The sequence below is a fragment of the Clostridium sp. DL1XJH146 genome (assembly GCF_054819755.1).
The window spans coordinates 1-20397 of record NZ_JBTVVN010000052.1 but is presented as its reverse complement, the minus strand read 5'-3'; the positions used below and the strand labels follow the sequence as shown (position 1 = coordinate 20397).

20 protein-coding genes are annotated in these 20397 nt (G+C 27.3%); 8 read left to right on the top strand and 12 right to left on the bottom strand.

The features are described from left to right. Window positions 1-163: 163 nt before the first annotated feature. A complete protein-coding gene (gene yyaC / locus ACVHXK_RS16745) occupies window positions 164-745 on the top strand; it encodes a spore protease YyaC (protein WP_461207551.1) in 582 nt (193 codons plus the stop codon). A gap of 246 nt (window positions 746-991) precedes the next feature. On the opposite strand, the gene ACVHXK_RS16740 is transcribed toward yyaC, so the two are convergent. From ACVHXK_RS16740 to rpmH, 12 genes are all read right to left on the bottom strand, one after another. Continuing rightward, window positions 992-1507, bottom strand: a complete 516-nt coding sequence (locus ACVHXK_RS16740) for a DUF4446 family protein (protein WP_461207550.1) — start codon at window positions 1505-1507, stop codon at window positions 992-994. Window positions 1508-1541: 34 nt separating this feature from the next. Next, window positions 1542-2393: a ParB/RepB/Spo0J family partition protein gene (locus ACVHXK_RS16735; protein WP_461207549.1), complete on the bottom strand. Its 852-nt coding sequence runs from the start codon at window positions 2391-2393 to the stop codon at window positions 1542-1544. Beyond that, a complete protein-coding gene (locus ACVHXK_RS16730; RefSeq protein ID WP_461207548.1) occupies window positions 2394-3170 on the bottom strand; it encodes a ParA family protein in 777 nt (258 codons plus the stop codon). 47 nt (window positions 3171-3217) lie between these two features. Then, window positions 3218-4000, bottom strand: a complete 783-nt coding sequence (gene noc / locus ACVHXK_RS16725) for a nucleoid occlusion protein (protein WP_461207547.1) — start codon at window positions 3998-4000, stop codon at window positions 3218-3220. A gap of 169 nt (window positions 4001-4169) precedes the next feature. Then, entirely contained in the window at window positions 4170-4892 is a 723-nt protein-coding gene (rsmG, locus tag ACVHXK_RS16720) for a 16S rRNA (guanine(527)-N(7))-methyltransferase RsmG (RefSeq protein ID WP_461207546.1), read from the bottom strand. Beyond that, window positions 4885-6786 (bottom strand): tRNA uridine-5-carboxymethylaminomethyl(34) synthesis enzyme MnmG, encoded by a 1902-nt coding sequence (gene mnmG / locus ACVHXK_RS16715; protein ID WP_461207545.1) that lies wholly within the window; start codon window positions 6784-6786, stop codon window positions 4885-4887. Before mnmG ends, rsmG begins: the two co-directional genes overlap by 8 nt. 9 nt (window positions 6787-6795) lie before the next feature. Next, the gene (mnmE, locus tag ACVHXK_RS16710; RefSeq protein ID WP_461207544.1) at window positions 6796-8175 is read right to left on the bottom strand and encodes a tRNA uridine-5-carboxymethylaminomethyl(34) synthesis GTPase MnmE; all 1380 of its coding nucleotides are present in this window, start codon (window positions 8173-8175) and stop codon (window positions 6796-6798) included. Window positions 8176-8227: 52 nt separating this feature from the next. Beyond that, window positions 8228-8860: an RNA-binding cell elongation regulator Jag/EloR gene (jag, locus tag ACVHXK_RS16705; protein ID WP_461207543.1), complete on the bottom strand. Its 633-nt coding sequence runs from the start codon at window positions 8858-8860 to the stop codon at window positions 8228-8230. Window positions 8861-8904: 44 nt separating this feature from the next. Then, window positions 8905-9651, bottom strand: a complete 747-nt coding sequence (gene yidC / locus ACVHXK_RS16700; RefSeq protein WP_461207542.1) for a membrane protein insertase YidC — start codon at window positions 9649-9651, stop codon at window positions 8905-8907. Between the two features lie 18 nt (window positions 9652-9669). Further along, a complete protein-coding gene (gene yidD, locus ACVHXK_RS16695; protein ID WP_461207553.1) occupies window positions 9670-9879 on the bottom strand; it encodes a membrane protein insertion efficiency factor YidD in 210 nt (69 codons plus the stop codon). A gap of 2 nt (window positions 9880-9881) precedes the next feature. Beyond that, a complete protein-coding gene (gene rnpA / locus ACVHXK_RS16690) occupies window positions 9882-10223 on the bottom strand; it encodes a ribonuclease P protein component (protein ID WP_461207541.1) in 342 nt (113 codons plus the stop codon). Window positions 10224-10275: 52 nt separating this feature from the next. Continuing rightward, window positions 10276-10410: a 50S ribosomal protein L34 gene (rpmH, locus tag ACVHXK_RS16685; protein ID WP_461207540.1), complete on the bottom strand. Its 135-nt coding sequence runs from the start codon at window positions 10408-10410 to the stop codon at window positions 10276-10278. A gap of 548 nt (window positions 10411-10958) precedes the next feature. On the opposite strand from rpmH, the gene dnaA reads away from it, so the two are divergent. From dnaA to gyrA, 7 genes are all read left to right on the top strand, one after another. Beyond that, on the top strand, window positions 10959-12314 hold the full coding sequence (dnaA, locus tag ACVHXK_RS16680; RefSeq protein WP_461207539.1) for a chromosomal replication initiator protein DnaA: 1356 nt from the start codon (window positions 10959-10961) through the stop codon (window positions 12312-12314). A 253-nt stretch (window positions 12315-12567) separates the two neighbouring features. Continuing rightward, window positions 12568-13674 carry a DNA polymerase III subunit beta gene (gene dnaN, locus ACVHXK_RS16675; protein WP_461207538.1) on the top strand — a complete coding sequence of 369 codons (1107 nt, stop codon included), beginning with the start codon at window positions 12568-12570 and terminating at the stop codon, window positions 13672-13674. A 59-nt stretch (window positions 13675-13733) separates the two neighbouring features. Then, the gene (gene yaaA, locus ACVHXK_RS16670) at window positions 13734-13940 is read left to right on the top strand and encodes a S4 domain-containing protein YaaA (RefSeq protein WP_461207552.1); all 207 of its coding nucleotides are present in this window, start codon (window positions 13734-13736) and stop codon (window positions 13938-13940) included. Between the two features lie 50 nt (window positions 13941-13990). After that, the gene (gene recF / locus ACVHXK_RS16665) at window positions 13991-15088 is read left to right on the top strand and encodes a DNA replication/repair protein RecF (RefSeq protein WP_461207537.1); all 1098 of its coding nucleotides are present in this window, start codon (window positions 13991-13993) and stop codon (window positions 15086-15088) included. A 10-nt stretch (window positions 15089-15098) separates the two neighbouring features. Continuing rightward, window positions 15099-15362 carry an extracellular matrix regulator RemB gene (gene remB / locus ACVHXK_RS16660; RefSeq protein ID WP_461207536.1) on the top strand — a complete coding sequence of 88 codons (264 nt, stop codon included), beginning with the start codon at window positions 15099-15101 and terminating at the stop codon, window positions 15360-15362. A gap of 20 nt (window positions 15363-15382) precedes the next feature. Continuing rightward, on the top strand, window positions 15383-17293 hold the full coding sequence (gyrB, locus tag ACVHXK_RS16655) for a DNA topoisomerase (ATP-hydrolyzing) subunit B (protein ID WP_461207535.1): 1911 nt from the start codon (window positions 15383-15385) through the stop codon (window positions 17291-17293). 19 nt (window positions 17294-17312) lie between these two features. Next, a complete protein-coding gene (gene gyrA, locus ACVHXK_RS16650) occupies window positions 17313-19853 on the top strand; it encodes a DNA gyrase subunit A (protein ID WP_461207534.1) in 2541 nt (846 codons plus the stop codon). The last annotated feature ends 544 nt before the right edge of the window (window positions 19854-20397 follow it).

Here is a 20397-nt window from a genome sequence, read left to right as displayed (position 1 = left end):
ACTAATAATTATATAATATTTTATTACATTTTTGGATTAATTTATCTCGAAATATTTTTACTCGTTAAAGCTGTATTTTAACATATTTTATTTTCTGTAGTATTTTATTATATTTATGTATAGTTTATTAATCATATGCTAATACTTCTAAAGAGGTGATTCTATGTCAATTGATTATACACTTTCTTGTAATAATAGTTCTTCAGTTTTCTTAATTAGAGATATTTTATCAAAGGTAATATTAGAGCAATTAAATTTAAACAAAGACATAATAATTCTTTGTATAGGATCTGATCGTTCTACAGGTGATTCTTTAGGTCCTTTAGTTGGAAGTAAACTTTCTTTTTTAAACAGAAAAAAGCTTTCGATTTTAGGTGATTTAGAAAATCCTGTTAATGCACAAAATATAGACAAAATCAAAAATAACATCTATAAAAAATATAAAAAACCTTACATAATTGCTATTGATGCGTCATTAGGTTCTATGCAATCAGTAGAAACTATATTAATTCAAGATAAACCATTATCTCCTGGCGCTGCTTTAAATAAAAATATACTATCTATTGGCGATTTGAGCATAAAAGGCATTGTAAATGTTTCTGGGTCTCTTGATTTTATGGTACTACAAAATACAAGGTTAAATACTGTAATGAATTTAGCAGATGTTATTTCTGAAGGAATTTATCATTGTATTATAAAAACAATGGGTAATAATAAGTATTTTAATAAAGTCAATGTAAAGTAAATTTTTCTATAAATAATTAAATTCACTTCCTAATGATATATATAAATAAAATTTAATTAATCATTTTTAATTTGTGTTGGTAAATTTTTAAATTGATTTATCGTAAATAATTAAATTCTCATTATAAACTTTTCTTATAGTTACATTTCTTCAAAATATAATTTAACAGAAAAAACAACATTAATATATTTCCTGTTAATGTTGTTTTTATTTCATTTATTTAATTAACCTTTATATTTTATCTTACTATTGATTCAATACATTCTGTAAAACATCTTTTTCTTCTTCTAAAAGTTTGTATTTACTTTTTCCATCATTTATTGCTTTTGCGTATACAGTGCTTTCATTTCTATTGTACAATGAAGAAATAACTACTCCATTATCTTTTTTATCGAGTAATGCTAAGGAAAAGCTCAAATCGCTTCCAACATCCTCAAAAGCACGATATCGTTTCAACGAAACCTTTTGTATCGAATTTAGAAATTTTTCTTCTAATCTGGTTGTCTCTGTTTCAAGATATTGAATTCTTTCTTCATTTTCTTCAACTTTTTCGTAGTATTTTTCAACTATATCTGCTATGCTTTTCTTTTCTATTCCTCTTGTTAATTTTTTATATCTTTTATTTATCTTGTTCAATCTAATTAAAATTATTATACTAATAAGCACTAATATTAATATAGTAATTATCATTCCACATATAAATACTAAAAGGTTGCTTTCTATCATATTAAGTGCATCTTTTGAATTAAATATAGCTATCATACTAAAATCCCTCCTGATTGTTTCACGTGAAACATTATATCTTTAGAATGTCTAAAATTCTCTGTAAATCTCCTTCAGAATAATAATCAATTTCGATTTTGCCTTTATTTTTACCCTTTTCCTTAATTTGAACCTTAGTATCAAAATAATCCTCTAGTTTAACCTTAATATCTTTATAATATGGTTCTAAATAAATATTATTTTTAACTTTTTCATCGTTATTCTTATTTTTAAGGTCTTTTATCAATTTTTCTGTAGATCTAACGCTTAACTTTTCGTCAATTATTTTCTGTGCTATATTATATTGCATTTCACCGTTGGATATAGCAAGAAGTGCTCTTCCATGCCCTTCTGATATTACAGCATCAATTATATAATCTCTTACTCTGTAATCAAGATTAAGCAGCCTCAATATATTTGTTATAGCTGATCTTGATTTTCCAATTCTACCACTTAGGTCTTCTTGTGTTAATTCAAATTCCTCTATTAATTTTGTATATGCCTCGGCTTCTTCAATAGGATTTAAATCTTCTCTTTGAATATTCTCAATTAACGAAATTTCTAGTAATTCTTTCTCTGATGTTTCTATTACTACTGCAGGAAGTTCTTTCAATCCAGCAATTTTAGAAGCACGCCACCTTCTTTCTCCTGCAACTATAACATACATATTTTTTTCTTTTTTTAATATTACCGGTTGTATAACACCGTGTTGTTTTATTGATTCTGCGAGAACCATTATTTTTTCTTCATCAAAGTTTTTTCTAGGTTGTTCTTTATTTGCTCTTATTAAATTTATTGAAATTTTACTAATTCCATCTACATTTTCTTCCATTTCTTCAGGAATTAGAGCTCCTAATCCTTTACCTAATCCGTGTTTTTTAACCAATTAGATCACTCCTATCTGATTATTCAAAAATTCTTCAGCAAGATTTTTATAAACAACTGCTCCTTTACACTTTTCATCATAAAGCATGATTGGTAACCCATAACTTGGAGCCTCTGCTAGTCTAATATTTCTTGGAATTTTATTTTCATATACATAATCTTTAAAATAATCTTTAACTTCTTTAACAACTTCTTCTGATAATTTAGTTCTAGCATCATACATGCTTAGAATAACTCCTTCAATTTCCAATTTCTTATTAAGTGATTTTTTCACAAGTTGTATTGTATTAATTAATTGACTTACACCCTCTAAAGCATAAAATTCACACTGAATTGGAATTAAAACTGTATCTGATGCTACTAGTGAATTAATTGTTAAAAATCCTAATGAAGGAGGGCAATCAATAAAAATGTAATCATAGTCTTCCTCTATATCTTTTATTTTATTTCTTAATAATATTTCCCTATTTTCTTTACTTATTAGTTCAATTTCAGCACCAACTAGGTCCATTTTTGAAGGAACGATATAAAAGTTCTCAACTAATTCACACTCAATAACAATATCATTTAGAGAGATATCATCTGAAGTTAACACATCATAAATTGAATACTCGATTTTATTTTTATCAAGTCCAATTCCACTTGTAGCGTTTCCCTGAGGATCTATATCTATTGCTAGTACTTTTTTTCCCATCATAGCTAAATAGGAACATAAATTAATACATGTAGTTGTTTTTCCTACCCCACCCTTTTGATTAAATATAGAAATTGTTTTCATTACTACACCATCCTAAATTAGATTTTTATATGTTTCACGTGAAACATTTATTTTTTTTTGGGAATTATAATTGTTACTTCTATATTTTCTTCATTTTCCTTTGATTTATATTTTGCTTCAATACCAAATTTATCAAAGACTTGTTTAATTGTATTTATATATATAGATGCACTAAATATACCTTTAATACGCTTTTTACCATCCTTTGATACTCCACTGCCATCAAATTTCAAAAGTTCTTTATTAATAAGATTTTCAGTATTGCTTACATTTAATTTTTTTTCTATAACTGAATTCAAAATTTTAAGTTGTAATTCTTTATTTGGCAACTTTAATAAAGCTCTAGAATGTCTTTCCGTTAAATTTCCTTTAAGTATTAATATTCTAATTTCTGAAGGAAGCTTAAGTAATCTTAACTTATTAGCAATTGTTGACTGCTTTTTTCCGATTTTTTCAGCTAATTCTTTCTGCGTATAGTTATGTTCCTTTATTAAATTATCATATGCTTCAGCTTCTTCTAAAAAATTAAGATCCTCCCTTTGTATGTTTTCTAAAAGAGCAATTGCTGCAGATTGTGTATCTGTTATATCTACAACTATAACAGGCACATTAGCAAGTCCAGCTCTTTTAGCTGCCCTATATCTTCTTTCTCCTGCTACAATTTCATAAGTATTTTCCATGATTTTTCTTACAGATATAGGTTGAATAATACCATAGGCACTTATTGATTTAGATAGTTCATCAATTGACTCATCATTAAAAGTTTTTCTTGGTTGGTATACATTAGGAATTAAAGATTCCACGTCTACATAAATAATATCTTTTTCCACTTCCACTCACCCTTTTTTCAAAATGTTAAACATATTCAAAATAACACCACTAATATATTATACTATAAAATATTAATATATCTTAGGGTATATTAATGTAATTTTGTATAAATACGAAATATTTTTGCCTTTTCTATTATTTTTATAAAAAAAAGAGACCCAAAAGTCTCTATAAAGGTTTACTATTAATATTTTTCCATATTCTAGGATATTGTATAGGTGTTTCTTTAATTTTTTTTATAATTACTAATTTATGATCTAATTGAGAGTTTTCTATGTTAGAATCTCTAATTTCAATTAATTCACCACCTAGTATTCTAATAGCCTTTTTTGAATCATTATATTCTTCTTCAGCACTTGGTCCTTTAAAAGAAATAAAATAACCACCTTTTTTAACATAAGGTAAGCATAGTTCACTGAGCATTCTTAAATTAGCAACTGCCCTAGAAGTTACTAAATCATAGTAACTTCTTCTCTTTTCCTTTTTAATAAATTCTTCTGCTCTTCCATGAATAAGTTCAATTTGCTCAATTTCTAATTTATCTGTAATATCCTTTAAAACATCAATTCTCTTTCTCAAAGAATCCAATAAAGTAATCTCTATTTTAGGATTCATTATTTTCATAGGTATCCCTGGAAATCCTCCACCTGTTCCAACATCCAATACTTTTGTACAAGCTTTAACTGGAGTAAATGAATATATTTTAAAAGAATCAATAAAATGCTTCTTAATTATTTCTTCATCTTCAGTTATAGATGTAATATTTACTTTTTCGTTCCATTCTTTAATGAGTTCCATATACTTTAAAAATTTAATAAATTTATCTTCATTAAATTCTATATCAATAGCATCAGAAGATTTAGAAAGAATATCATAAAACTCTCTATTCATTGCTTAATTTCTCCTTCTTATTTCTATAGTATTGTTCTATCACAACGAGAAGAACTGATATATCCGCAGGCGACACTCCAGATATTCTTGATGCCTGCCCTATATTTTTAGGTTTAATACTAGTTAATTTTTCTCTTGCTTCAACTCTTAATCCTTTAATAGAATTAAAATCTAATGTATCCGGTATGATTTTATTTTCCATCTTTTTAAATTGTTTCACAGATTCTTCTTGTTTTAGAATATAACCTTCGTATTTAATTATTATATTTACTTCTTCTTTTACATCCTCTGAAAGCTCAGGTCTATTTATATCAAAATATTCTAAAACAAAATAGTCTAATTCTGGTCTTTTGATAAGTTCATATAATGCCAGAGGCTTTTTAAGAGGATTTGAACCTATTTTCTCCAAATATTCATTATTTTCATTTTTATTTGTAACCTGTATTTTCTTGATTCTATCTAATTCATTAAATATTTCATTTTTTCTTTTTATAAATTTATCATATCTAGCAGCCGTAACTAGGTTAATTTTTTTTCCAATTTCTGTAAGTCTTAAATCTGCATTGTCTTGTCGTAATAATAATCTATATTCTGATCTAGAAGTCATCATCCTATAGGGCTCATTAGTACCTTTAGTAACAAGGTCATCAATTAAAACACCAATATATGCATCCGACCTTTTTAGTATTAAAGGTTCCTTATTAAAATTTGTAAGAGAAGCATTAATACCAGCTATTAAACCTTGTGCTGCCGCTTCTTCATATCCTGAGCTTCCATTTACCTGTCCTGCTGAGAATAAACCTTTTATATTCTTAAACTGAAGTGTTAAATCCAATTGGGTTGAATCAATGCAATCATATTCTATTGCATAAGCTGGTCTCATTAATTCAACATTTTCTAAACCTGGAACTGTTCTCATCATTGCTATCTGTACATCCTCTGGGAGAGAACTAGACATTCCATCTACATACATCTCTAAAGTGTCTTCCCCTTCAGGTTCAACAAAAACCTGATGTCTGTCCTTATCTGGAAATCTCATTACCTTTGTTTCAAATGATGGACAATATCTTGGTCCAGAACTAGTTATTAAACCATTATATAGTGGTGCCCTATCTATATTCTCCATAACAACTTTATGAGTATCATCATTTGTATAAGTTAAATAGCAAGGTATTTGATTTCTATCAAGTTTTTCTGTCATAAATGAAAATGGTACAACTTTGCTATCACCTGGTTGTTCCATCATCTTAGAAAAATCCACCGATCTTTGATTAACTCTAGCAGGTGTTCCTGTTTTAAATCTTCTAGATTTAACTCCATTCTTTAATAAATCTTCTGTTAATCCACCTTTTGCAGAAGATAAACCACTAGGTCCTTCGTCAAAAATTAGTTCCCCTATTATTACCTGGGAATTTAAATAAGTACCTGTAGCTAAAACTACTGATTTTGTTTTAAAGTATGCACCTGTTCTCGAATAAGCACCTTTTACAACATTATTTTCAATATCCAATTTAATAATCTCTGTTTGCCTCAAAAATAGATTATCAGTTGATTCAATAACACTTTTCATTCTAGCAGCATACTTATGTTTATCTGCCTGAGCTCTTAAAGAATGGACTGCGGGTCCTTTTGATGTGTTAAGCATTCTTGATTGAATATAAGAATTATCTATATTTATTCCCATTTCTCCACCAAGAGCATCAATTTCTCTAACCAAATGACCTTTTGCTGTGCCTCCTATATTAGGATTACATGGCATCATAGCAACACTCTTTAAATCTGTAGCACACAACAATGTTTTACTTCCCATTCTTGCAGATGCTAAAGCTGCTTCACATCCAGCATGCCCAGCTCCAACTACTATAGTATCAAATTCTCCTGCAAAAAAACTCAATTTATCCACCTACTTTCCTAGACAAAACTTTGAAAAAATCTTATCAATAATATTATTTTCCAAAGAATCACCAGTAATCTCTCCTAAATAACTCCATGCGGCTCTGATATCAATAGAAGCAAGGTCAATGGCACTCGTATTTTTCAAAGCATCAACCGATGTCTCTAAAGATTCCACTGCCCTAACAAGTGCTTCTTTATGCCTTGTATTGGTAATCATAATATCTTTATTTTCAATTTTTCCTGCAAAAAATAAATTCTTTATTTTCTCCTTTACTTCATCAATACCTTCCTCAGATTTTGTTGAAGTATAAATAATATTTTCCTGTTTCAATTCAATACTAGACAAGTCTATTTTTTGAGACTCAATATCAATCTTATTTAATAATACTATATATTTCTTATTATTTAAATATTTAATAATATCCATATCTTCTTTATCTAAAACTCTACTTTTATCTAACATAAAAATAACTAAATCTGCTTCTTCAATCATTTCTCTTGACCTTGAAACTCCTATTTTTTCTACAACATCATCCGTTTCACGTATACCCGCAGTATCAACAATTTTAAGTGGTATTCCTTGTAGGTTAACAAATTCTTCTATAACATCTCTAGTTGTTCCAGGAACATCTGTTACGATTGCCCTATTTTCTTTTAATAAAACATTCATCAAAGAAGATTTTCCAACATTAGGTTTTCCTACAATCACAACTTTTAAACCTTCTCTTATAATTTTGCCCTCATCAGCTGTATCAATTAATTCACTAATTTTTACTATTTGACTTTTCACAATTTCCGATACTTTTAAAGAAGTAATTTCTTCTAAATCTTCTTCAGGGTAATCTACCGTAGCTTCTATATGCGCGATAGCTTCTAAAAGTATATTTCTAATTTCTTCAACACTCTTATGAATTATTCCTTCTGATTGATTCACAGCTGTTTTTAATGCAAGTTCTGTTTTAGAAGTTATAATATCAATTATAGCTTCTGCCTGACTCAAATCAATCCTCCCATTTAAAAAAGCTCTTTTAGTAAACTCACCTTTATCAGCAAGTCTTGCTCCTACTCTTATTACTTCATCCAAAATTCTTTTTGTTACAACAATTCCACCATGACAGTTTATTTCAATAGTATCTTCCGCAGTAAAACTTTTAGGTCCCTTCATATAAGACACTATAACTTCATCTAATTTTTCTTTTGTATTATAATCTATTATAAACCCATATCTCATAGTATATGATTTTATATCATCAATTTTTCTATTATTTTTACCTATAAAAATTTTACTTACTATTTCTTTAGCTCTATCACCTGATACTCTAATTATCGATATTCCACTTTCTCCTAAATTGGTTGCTATCGCAGCAATAGTATCTGTTTCTTTCATTTTTTCATCCCTTCTTAACTAATTTAATAAACAATTTATTAAAAAAGAAAGCCTAATAGGCTTTCTTTTTTAAATCAATAACAACTCTTCTAAATGGTTCTTCGCCTTCGCTAAATGTTACAATTCTACTATCGTTTTGAAGTGCAAAATGTATAATTCTTCTTTCATACGGATTCATAGGTTCCAATCTATAACTTCTAGCACTCTTTTTAACTTTTGCAGCAATTCTAAATGCAAGTTTTTTTAAAGTTTCTTCCCTTTTTATTCTATAATTCTCAGTATCTAATATTACTTTTATATGGTCACCAGTATTTCCTTTGTTAACTGTCAAGTTAACTAAGTATTGAAGAGAATCTAAAGTTTCCCCCCTATGACCAATAATTATTCCCATTTTAGGTCCTACTAAATCAATTCTTAAGATATTTTTTTCTTTTTTAGTCTTAATTTCAGCCAATATATTCATAGAATCCAAAATTTCTCTCAAAAATTTCTTAGCTTTAGCTTCATAATCATATTTAACTGTAACTCTAACTTTAGCTTCCTTATTTTTAAATATTTTTAAGAAGCCTTTAGTTTCTTCCTCTAAAACTTCAATCTCTACATCTTCTCTCTTTACATCTAAATCCTTCAAAGCATTTTCTATTGCTTCATCTACAGTCTTACCTGTCATTTCAATAATATTCATATACTAAACCTGCCTTTCCCTATTAATTAAGGCATATAGGAATTCTATTTCGATAATGTTTTCTGTGTATTACCTGTATCCCTTCTTACAAATAAAATCTGAGCAATTTGGAATAAATTATTAGTAACCCAATATATAACTAAAGCAGTATTAAACTGAAAACTCATAAAAGTAATCATTATACTCATTCCAATTGACATAGTTGTAGTTTGACTTGATTTTTCTCCAGTCTTAGGTTGCATAATTATTGAAGAAAAATAAGTTGTTGCACCTGAAACTAGTGGAAGTATCCATGTTCCTATAAGTAAAGGACTAGCCATAATATTACTAATTGAAGCTGCTTTACCCATCAACTCTAATCCTAAAAATTTAACTCCACTTACGTCTAAATTCATAAATGTATAATACATAGCAATCATAACAGGCCATTGTAATAACATAGGTAGACATCCACCTAGTGGATTAACCCCTTCTTCTTTATATAACTTCATAGTCTCCTGCTGCAATTTTTCCGGATTACTTTTATATTTAGTTTGAAGTTCTTTTAATTTTGGTTGAACAGCCGTCATTTTAGTAGTAGATTGTAGTGACTTTCTGTTTAATGGAAATAATGCTAATCTAACTATTAAAGTAACTATTATTATAGTTAATCCATAAGATATATTATCATTGGCAAATACAACTTTAACTCCACTATGTACAAACTCAAAAAAAGATACCAACGCATCATTTAACCACGTTATTTGAAAAAGTGCTGCTGGTGTTAAAGTATTTATAAGAGCTAAATTCAAAGCAATAACCTCCTAAAGTTATTTAACTGGATCATATCCACCTTTATTATAAGGATTACATCTTAAAATTCTTTTAAACCCCATAAAAGAGCCTTTAATAGCTCCATATTTTTGTATCGCCTGCATTGTATATACTGAACATGTCGGATAAAAAATACAAGACGGTGCTTTCATTGGTGAGATATATTTTTGATACAGTTTTATATTAAATATTAAAATTTTTTTCAACATTAATTATATATACCTGCTTTCTTAACTACATTAATTAAAGCTGAATCAACTTCTTTAAAGTTTTTATCATTAATATTTGTCCTTGCAATAAAAACTAAATCATATCCTTTTTCTAATTCATCTTTATGAACACGATAACTTTCTAATATCAATCTCTTTACTCTGCTTCTAATCACACTTTTTCCAACTTTTTTACTTACCGATATTCCTACTCTGTTTATATTTTTATTATTATAATTTTTATAAACATACAATACAACTAAGTGATTAGCACAAGATTTACCTCTTCTATATACTTTTTTAAACTCAATATTCTTTCTCAATTTTTCTTCTTTGTTCATAAATTGCTCCTTAAAACATGCAATTACAGAAAAGGCCACTTAAACGCGGCCCTTATGCAGTCAATCTTTTTCTTCCTTTTTTTCTTCTTCTTTGAATAACGTTTCTTCCACCATGGCTCTTCATTCTTTTTCTAAAACCATGTTCTTTCTTCCTTTGTCTCTTTTTTGGTTGGTAAGTCATCTTCATTTTAATTCCACCCCCTTCGAGTGATTCATCTATTTATGATTACGCCTAAGCATAATATGTCATAATAATCAATAATATTTTTACCTTTTAATTATATATACTATATATTTTAATGTCAAGCAGTATATATTGTTGATATTTTTTAATATAAGTTAATCTTTTTGTGGATAAGTTCTTGAATAGCTAAAATTCTTTTGTTATTATTAAGTTACTCTGTGTATAAAACTATTTTATTTTATCTTTATCCACAATCTGTGGACAAAGCTGTGTATAAATTGTTTATTTTTATTTTAATTATATATTTTTACTTACTATAATACCTATTTTTAACGTTTTGTTTGTTTATATACCTATGTTAACAATGTTAATTACTTTTTTTTAATGTTTGTTGATATTTTAGTATAAAAATTATTTTTTCACAAATTAATCAACATGTGATTATTTTTATTAACATTGTCAACAATTTTAGATATATGTCAATAAACTTGTTTATAACCTGTTAATATCCAGGTTAAAAAAAATTTAGAGTAAGAGTGGAGGATTTTTAAATGGAAACGGATCTTAATAAAATTTGGAAAGATACGTTAGAAATTATTAAAGGCGAGGGTGAATTAAGTGAAGTAAGCTTTAATACTTGGATAAAAACAATTAAACCAATTGATATAGAAGCAAATATCATGAAATTCGAAGTCCCAAATGATTTTACAAAACAAATACTAAATAATAGGTATAAAAGTTTAATCATTAATGCTATAAAATTAATTACTAATAAGCACTATAATATTGAATTCTCAATTTTTACAGAAAAGAACGATGAAGAGTATAATTCTAAAGATACTAATAAAAATAGGTCTAAAATTGTAGTATCAGATGAAATTCAAAGTACTCTAAATCCTAAATATACTTTTGAATCATTTGTAATAGGTAATAGTAATCGTTTTGCTCATGCTGCATCTTTAGCTGTTGCTGAAGCACCAGCTAGAGCATATAATCCTTTATTTATATATGGAGGCGTTGGACTTGGAAAAACCCATTTAATGCATGCTATTGGACATTATGTATTAAAAAATAATCCTAGTTCTAAAGTAGTTTATGTAACTTCTGAAAAATTTACTAATGAACTAATCAACTCAATTAAAGATGATAAAAATACTGAATTTAGAAATAAATATAGGCATGTTGATGTCTTATTAATTGATGATATTCAATTCATTGCAGGAAAGGAAAGAACACAAGAAGAATTTTTCCATACATTTAATACTCTGCATGAAGCAAATAAACAAATAATTCTTTCTAGTGATAGAACTCCAAAAGAAATCCCGACTTTAGAAGACAGATTAAGATCAAGATTTGAATGGGGACTTATTGCAGATATTCAGGCACCGGATTTTGAAACAAGAATTGCAATTCTAAAGAAAAAAGCAGATGTAGAACATTTAAGTATACCTAATGAAGTAATGGCCTATATTGCTAGCAAAATAAAATCAAATATAAGAGAACTAGAAGGTGCTTTAATAAGAATAGTAGCTTATTCTTCATTAACAAGTAGAGAAATAACAGCTGCATTAGCAGAAGAAGCTCTTAAAGATATAATTAATCATAATACAGTAAAAAAAATTACAATTAGTTATATACAAGATATAGTAGCTACTTACTTTAATATTAAAACTGATGAACTTAAATCATCAAGACGAACACGAAACATAACTTATCCAAGACAAATAGCTATGTATCTATCAAGAAAACTAACAGATATGTCTTTACCAAAAATAGGTGAAGAATTTGGAGGCCGTGATCATACAACAGTAATTCATTCTTACGAAAAAATTTCTACAAATATTAAGAATGATTCTTCTTTAAAAGATATTATAGAAGATCTTACAAAAAAAATTAATCAAAATTAATCACAATTTGTGTATAATAAACTGTTATTTATATGTGTATAATTTTTCAGCACAATTTCAATGTTAATACTGTGGATAAACACCTGTTTTTGAGTACAGTATATCCACAAATAATAAACAGCTACTTTGAGGATATATCTTTTATAAAGTGAGATATCCACAAATCCACAGCCCCTACTACTATTACTACTATAAAATATATTATACTATTCTATATATATACAAAACTTTTTGTTAATCAAGGAGGATTAATATGAAATTTATTTGCGATAAAAATATTATTCAAGAAGCAATTTCTACTGTTCAAAAAGCAGTAAGTAATAAATCACCTATGGAAATTTTACATAGCATATTCATTAAAGCAGAAAATAATACTTTAACTTTTATTGGTACAGATATAGATTTAAGTATTGTAACTAAAATAGAAGCATCAGTACTAGAAAAAGGAATTATTGTTGTAGATTCTAGATTATTTGGAGATATAATTCGTAAATTGCCAAATAATAAAGTAGAAATATCAAAAATAGAAAATAAATTAGAAGTAATATGTGAAAAATCTAAATTTACATTAATGCTTAATTTAGATCCTACTGAATTCCCTACATTGCCTGAAATTAATGAAAATTTCAAAATTGAAGTAAAAGAAGATACACTTAAAAATATGATAAAAAGCACAATATTTGCTATAGCACAAGATGAAGCAAGACCAATACTTACAGGAGTATTGTTTGAATTAAAAAATAAAAAACTAAATTTAATTGCTTTAGATGGTTATAGACTTGCCTTTAGATGTGAAGACTTAGAAGATGACCATGAATTAAATGCAGTTATTCCAGGAAAAACATTAAATGAAGTATCAAAAATATTAAAAGATGGCGAAGAAAAAGTAAATATTACATTTACTTCAAATCATATTGTATTCAATATTGACAACACAAAAATTATTTCAAGATTACTAGAAGGGGAATTTATTAAATATTCTTCAATAATTCCACAAGAATATAATTTAAAAGTAAATGTTAAAAGACATGATCTTTTAAACTGTATAGAAAGAGCATCATTAGTTGCTAAAGAAGGGAATACTAATTTAATAAAATTTGATATAAATGATGATATAATGATAATAACATCTAATTCTCAATTGGGAACAGTTAGAGAAGAGCTGAATATTATTTTGCAAGGTGAAGCATTACAAATTGCATTTAATTCAAAATATCTTATAGATGTATTAAAGATAATAGAAGAAGATGAGATAGTATTAGAATTATCAAGTAGTGTAAGTCCATGTGTAATTAGAAATGAAAAAAATAATTCTTTTACATACTTGATATTACCAGTTAGATTGCTTAATTCTAATTAATAAAATTAAAATAAAAAAGGACGGTGAATCCCATTGGAAAATATCCAATGGGAATAATAATGAAAGAAATAAAAATTAAAACAGAATACATCAAACTGGATGCATTTTTAAAATGGTGTGGAGTAGCTTCTTTAGGCTCTGAAGCAAAATTTTATATAACAGAGGGCCAGGTATTAGTTAACGGAGAAACAGAGCTTAGAAGGGGAAAGAAATTAGTTAAAGGAGATATTATACATTTTAACGAAGAAGAATTTAAAATAATCTGAAAGTTCACTAATATTTAACGTTATGGTATAATATAAATTAGGTGTTTTTTATGTATGTTAAATATCTAGAATTAAAAAATTATAGAAATTATGAAATACTATCTATGAAATTTAATAAAAAGACAAATATATTAGTTGGGGATAATGCCCAAGGAAAAACCAATATACTTGAAAGTATATACTATTGTAGTTTAGGAAAATCTCATAGAACAAATAAAGATAAAGAATTAATAAATTGGAAAAATAAAGAGAGCTATATAAGTGTTTATGTTGCTAAAGAGAGACTGGATAAAAAAATTGATATAAAAATTTTTAAAGAAGGTAAAAAAGGAGCAAAGATAAATTCAATTAAAATAAACAGTTTTTCCGAATTGATAGGAACATTTAATGTTGTAATGTTTTCTCCAGAAGATTTGAAAATTGTAAAAGAATCTCCTTCCTACAGAAGAAGATTTCTAGATATTGAATTATGCAAAATGAACAAAAAATATTATTATAGCTTACTAAATTATAATAAAGTACTTGGTGAAAGAAATGCTACTCTTCGAAAGTGGAATAATAACACAAGTATTTTATTAGATGTATATGATAAGCAATTATGTGACTTTGGAGAATATATTATAAAATGCAGGATTGATTATTTAAAGAAATTAAACATAATATCTAAAAATCTACATGAAAAAATAACATCAGAACAAGAATTCATTAAAATTAATTACATATCATCAATTAAAAACTTTAATAAAATAAAAGAGCAATTACTTAATGAGTTTAAAGAAAATAGACAAAGAGATATTGAAAAAAGAATTACTTCTAGCGGTCCTCATAGAGATGATTTTTCTATATATATAAATGATGTAGATACAAGAAAATATGGATCACAGGGACAACAAAGAACGGCTATATTAACAATAAAATTTGCATCACTCCAAATAATAAAAGATTCTATAGGAGAATATCCTGTTCTTTTATTAGATGATGTGCTTTCAGAACTTGATGTAAAAAGGCAAAAATTTATACTTAATTCAATAAATGATTATCAAACAATTATTACATGTACAGGAATAGAAGATATTAAAAAATATTTACATAAAGATATTTCAGTTTTTAATATTATTAACGGTAAAATTAAAGATCAAGTTATTTAGGAGGTTTTTTATGTTTTTACATATAGGTGAAAATGTAGTTGTTCCAATAAAAGATATAATTGGAATATATGATTTTGAAACAACTATGTACAATTCTGATAGTAGAAAATTTTTGAAATTTGCTGAAGAAGATGGATTTGTGGAAAAAATAAGTAAAGAAAGACCCAAATCATTTGTTTTAGCTGAAATTAAAAAGAAAACAAAAATATACCTATCGCCAATATCATCAACTACTCTTACTAAAAGAACGGGTATTGGTTATGAAGAACCATAATATCAGTTAGGAGGATTCTAATGGAAAATAGACAGAAATATGATGAATCACAAATTCAGGTTCTAGAAGGATTAGAAGCAGTTAGAAAAAGACCTGGAATGTATATAGGTAGTACAGGGTTAAGAGGTCTTCATCATCTAGTTTATGAAATTGTAGATAATAGCATAGATGAAGCTTTAGCTGGTTTTTGTGATGAGATAAATGTAGTAATACATAAAGATAATAGTATTACAGTAGTAGATAATGGTAGAGGGATGCCAGTAGGAATTCATCATAAAATGAAAAAACCTACTGTAGAAGTAATTATGACAGTTCTTCATGCTGGTGGTAAATTTGGTGGTGGAGGCTATAAAGTGTCTGGTGGACTTCATGGTGTTGGAGCATCAGTAGTTAATGCACTTTCAAAATATTGTAGAGTTGAAGTTAAAAATGAAGGACATCTTTGGCAACAAGAATATTCAAAAGGTAAAGTAATTAGTGAATTTGTTAAAATTGGAGATACAGATGAGCATGGAACTACAATTCACTTTACTCCAGATGATGATATTTTTGAATCACTAGATTTTGAATATGATACACTTAGAAATAGATTAAGAGAGTTAGCCTTTTTAAACAAAGGGATTAAAATAAGATTAACAGATGAAAGGGAAGATAAGAATGAAGATTTCCACTATGAAGGTGGTATAAAATCTTTTGTATCTTTTTTAAATAGAAATAAACAAAAAATTCATCCAGAACCAGTCTATATAGAAGGAAATAAAGATGATTATTTAGTTGAAATGGCTCTTCAATATAATGATAGTTATTCAGAAAATATTTTTTCTTTTGCTAATAATATAGATACTATTGAAGGTGGTACACATTTATCAGGTTTTAAAACAGCTTTAACTAGAATTTTAAATGACTATGCAAGAAGGTTTGGTTATATAAAAGAAGGCGATAAAAATCTTTCAGGAGAAGATACAAGAGAAGGATTAACTGCTGTTATTTCTATTAAGTTATCAGAACCTCAATTTGAGGGTCAAACTAAAACAAAATTAGGAAATACAGAAGTAAGGGGTATTGTGGATAGTATTGTAAGTTCTTCAGTAGGAATTTTCTTAGAAGAAAATCCTAAAATAGCCAAAATAATTATAGAAAAAGCTCTTACAGCATCTAGAGCAAGAGAAGCTGCTAGAAAAGCAAGAGAACTTACTAGAAGAAAAACTGCTCTTGATAGTACAGCATTACCTGGGAAATTATCTGATTGCCAATCAAAAGATCCTTCAGAATCAGAAATTTACTTAGTCGAAGGTGATTCAGCTGGTGGTTCTGCTAAACAAGGTAGAGATAGAAAGTTTCAAGCTATATTGCCTCTAAAAGGTAAAATAATGAATGTTGAAAAACAAAGATTAGATAAAATATTAGGATATGCAGAAATTAAAGCAATGATAACTGCTTTTGGTGCGGGTATAGGTGAAGAATTTGATGTTGAAAAGATAAGATATCATCAAATAATAATAATGACGGATGCAGATGTAGATGGTGCCCATATTAGAACATTAATATTAACATTCTTTTATAGATATATGAAACCACTTATTGATCAAGGTCATGTATATATAGCTCAACCACCACTTTATAAAATTCAAAAAGCAAAAAAAATAAAATATGCTTATTCTGATGATGAATTACAAAAAATATTATTAGAGGATTTTAGTGGTAAAGATAAAAACACAAATATTCAAAGATACAAAGGTCTTGGAGAGATGGATGCAAATCAATTGTGGGACACTACAATGAATCCAGAGAATAGAACTTTGCTTAAAGTGACAGTTGATGATGCCATGCAAGCAGATGAAATATTCACAATACTAATGGGCGATAAAGTTGAACCAAGACGTAAATTTATACAAGATAATGCTAAAAAAGTTATTAATCTAGACATATAGCTAATAAAGAGGTGTTCATATGAATAATAAAGGAAATATAATAGAAGTTGATATAAGTCATGAAATGGAAAAAAGTTATATAGATTATGCTATGAGTGTTATTGTAGGTCGTGCTCTTCCAGATGTAAGAGATGGTTTGAAACCTGTTCACAGAAGAATATTATACTCTATGCATGAATTAGGACTAACTCCAGAAAAAAGCTATAGAAAATGTGCTAGAATAGTTGGGGATGTACTAGGTAAGTATCATCCGCATGGTGATACAGCCGTTTATGATGCATTAGTAAGAATGGCTCAAGATTTTTCAACTAGATATACTCTTGTTAATGGACATGGAAACTTTGGTTCTGTTGATGGTGATAGTGCAGCAGCTATGAGATATACTGAAGCAAAAATGGATAAAATAACACAAGAGCTTTTGAGAGACATAAATAAAAATACGGTAGATTTTATTCCTAACTTTGATGGTGAGGAAGAAGAACCTTCAGTATTACCTTCTAGATATCCTAACTTACTTGCAAATGGTTCTTCAGGAATAGCTGTAGGTATGGCTACCAATATACCTCCTCATAATTTAGTTGAGGTAATAGATGGAATGAATCTATTAATAGATAATCCAGATATCACAGTAGAAGAGATTATGGAAATAGTAAAAGGACCAGACTTTCCAACAGGTGGCATTATTGTAGGTAGAGCTGGAATAAGAAGAGCATTTACAACAGGGAGAGGTAAAATTGTTGTTAGAGCAAAAACTACAATAGAAGAAATAAAAGGAAAATCAAAAATAATAGTTCATGAAATACCTTATCAAGTAAATAAAGCTAGATTAATTGAAAATATTGCAGATTTAGTTAAAGATAAGAAAATAATGGGTATTTCAGATCTTAGAGATGAATCTGATAGAGATGGTATGAGAATAGTAATTGAATTAAAAAGAGATGCTAATGCTAATGTACTTTTAAATCAATTATATAAACATACAAAACTTCAAGATACATTTGGAGTAATAATGCTTGCATTAGTAAATGGAGAACCGCAAGTACTTACATTAAAAGAAATAATGGAACATTATTTAACATTCCAAAAGGATGTTATTCGTAGAAGAACTAGATTCGAATTAGATAAAGCACAAGCAAGAGCCCATATACTTGAAGGATTAAGAATAGCTTTAGATTATATTGACGAAGTAATTAAACTAATAAGAGGTTCTAAGACTACAGCAGAAGCTAAAGAAGGATTAATGGATAGATTTAATCTAAGTGAAAAGCAAACTCAGGCTATACTAGATATGAGACTTCAAAGACTTACAGGATTAGAAAGAGAAAAAATAGAAGAAGAGTATAAAACATTACAAGAACTTATTGAAAGATTAAGTGAAATATTAGATCAAGAATCACTTGTTTTAAATATTATAAAAGATGAATTAAATAATATTAAAATAAAATATGGTGATGAAAGAAAATCTCAAATTATAATAGATGAAGAATCTGATATTGATATAGAAGATTTAATTGAGGAAAAAGATATAGTTCTTACTTTAACTCATGCAGGATATATTAAGAGATTACCAATAGATACATATAGTAATCAAAGACGTGGTGGTAGAGGAATACAAGCGATGTCTACTAAGGAAGATGATTTTGTTGAGCATATGTTTGTTACAACAACACATAACAAGGTGCTGTTCTTTACTAATCTTGGTAAAGTTTATCAGAAAAAAGCATATCAAATTCCAGAAGCAGGTAGAACTGCTAAAGGAACTAACTTGATTAATATACTTCCTTTAGAAAAAGGAGAAAGAATTCAAGCAGTTATATGTTTAAAAGAATTTAAAGAAGAAAATTACCTTGTAATGGGAACAAAAAATGGTGTTATAAAGAAAACATCATTGGATCAATACTCAGCAATAAGAAAAAATGGATTAAATGCTATTAATCTTAGAGATGATGATGAACTAATTGATGTTAAAGTAACATCAGGAGAAAATGAAATAGTGTTTGTAACTAAAAATGGATATGCAATAAGATTTAATGAAGAAGATTCAAGAGCTATGGGTAGAACAGCTACTGGAGTTAGAGCAATTTCATTAAGAGAAGATGATATAGTAGTATCTATGGAAGTTGTTAAAAGTAGTGATGAACTTCTTGTAGTAAGCGAAAATGGTTTTGGTAAGAGAACACCTATTGATTCTTATACTCTTCAAAGAAGAGGTGGAAAGGGATTAATAACATATAAGATATCTGAAAAAACAGGATCTCTTGTAGGAGCTAAAATAGTAAATGATGATGATGAAATAATGCTTATTAATAGTGATGATATAGCCATTAGAATAAACATATCAGATATATCAAGTACTAGTAGAAATACTATGGGAGTTACTCTTATGAGAACTGGTGAGGAAGGAAAGGTAGTAGCAATAACAAAGGTCAATATTTCTGATTGTAGTGAAGAATGTCCTGTTATTGGAGAAAATGCTAATATTAACATTGATAAAGAGGATATTAATACTAAAGTAAGTGATATTAATATTGATGATAGTATTAATGATGATGAAGAATAAATAAAATATAAATAAATAAAATATAAATAAATAAAATATAATTAATAAAAAAACACCAAAATTTTTGGTGTTTTTTTATTTAATCAAAATAAAAAAAATACTAAAAATGTGAGATTAACTATAATTTTGTTATTTTAAATTTACTATTTAAGAAAGAAAATTACAAACAATAAGTAGTTAAATAATATTTCATACGATATTTTATATAATCAAAACTAATTATAAACAAAAACTTTACCTAGTGTATCAATATAAGAAAAACCTAGTAAATAATAGTTAAATTAAGTATATGTGATTTAATTTAAAATAATCATATATATATATAAAGCAAAGGTTAATAAATTTGATACAATAGCACTTGTCCTTGTAAGGACGGAGAAAGCAATGAGAAATATTCAAAAAGACAAAAAAAAAATCTTGACAAAATTATTTGAATAAGTTATACTTATGAAGCTTTCAAGTTTTGAATTGATCTTTGAAAACTAAACAGAGATTTAAGCCAGTCAATAAATATATTTTTGAGTAAAGATTAAACTTTTCAAAT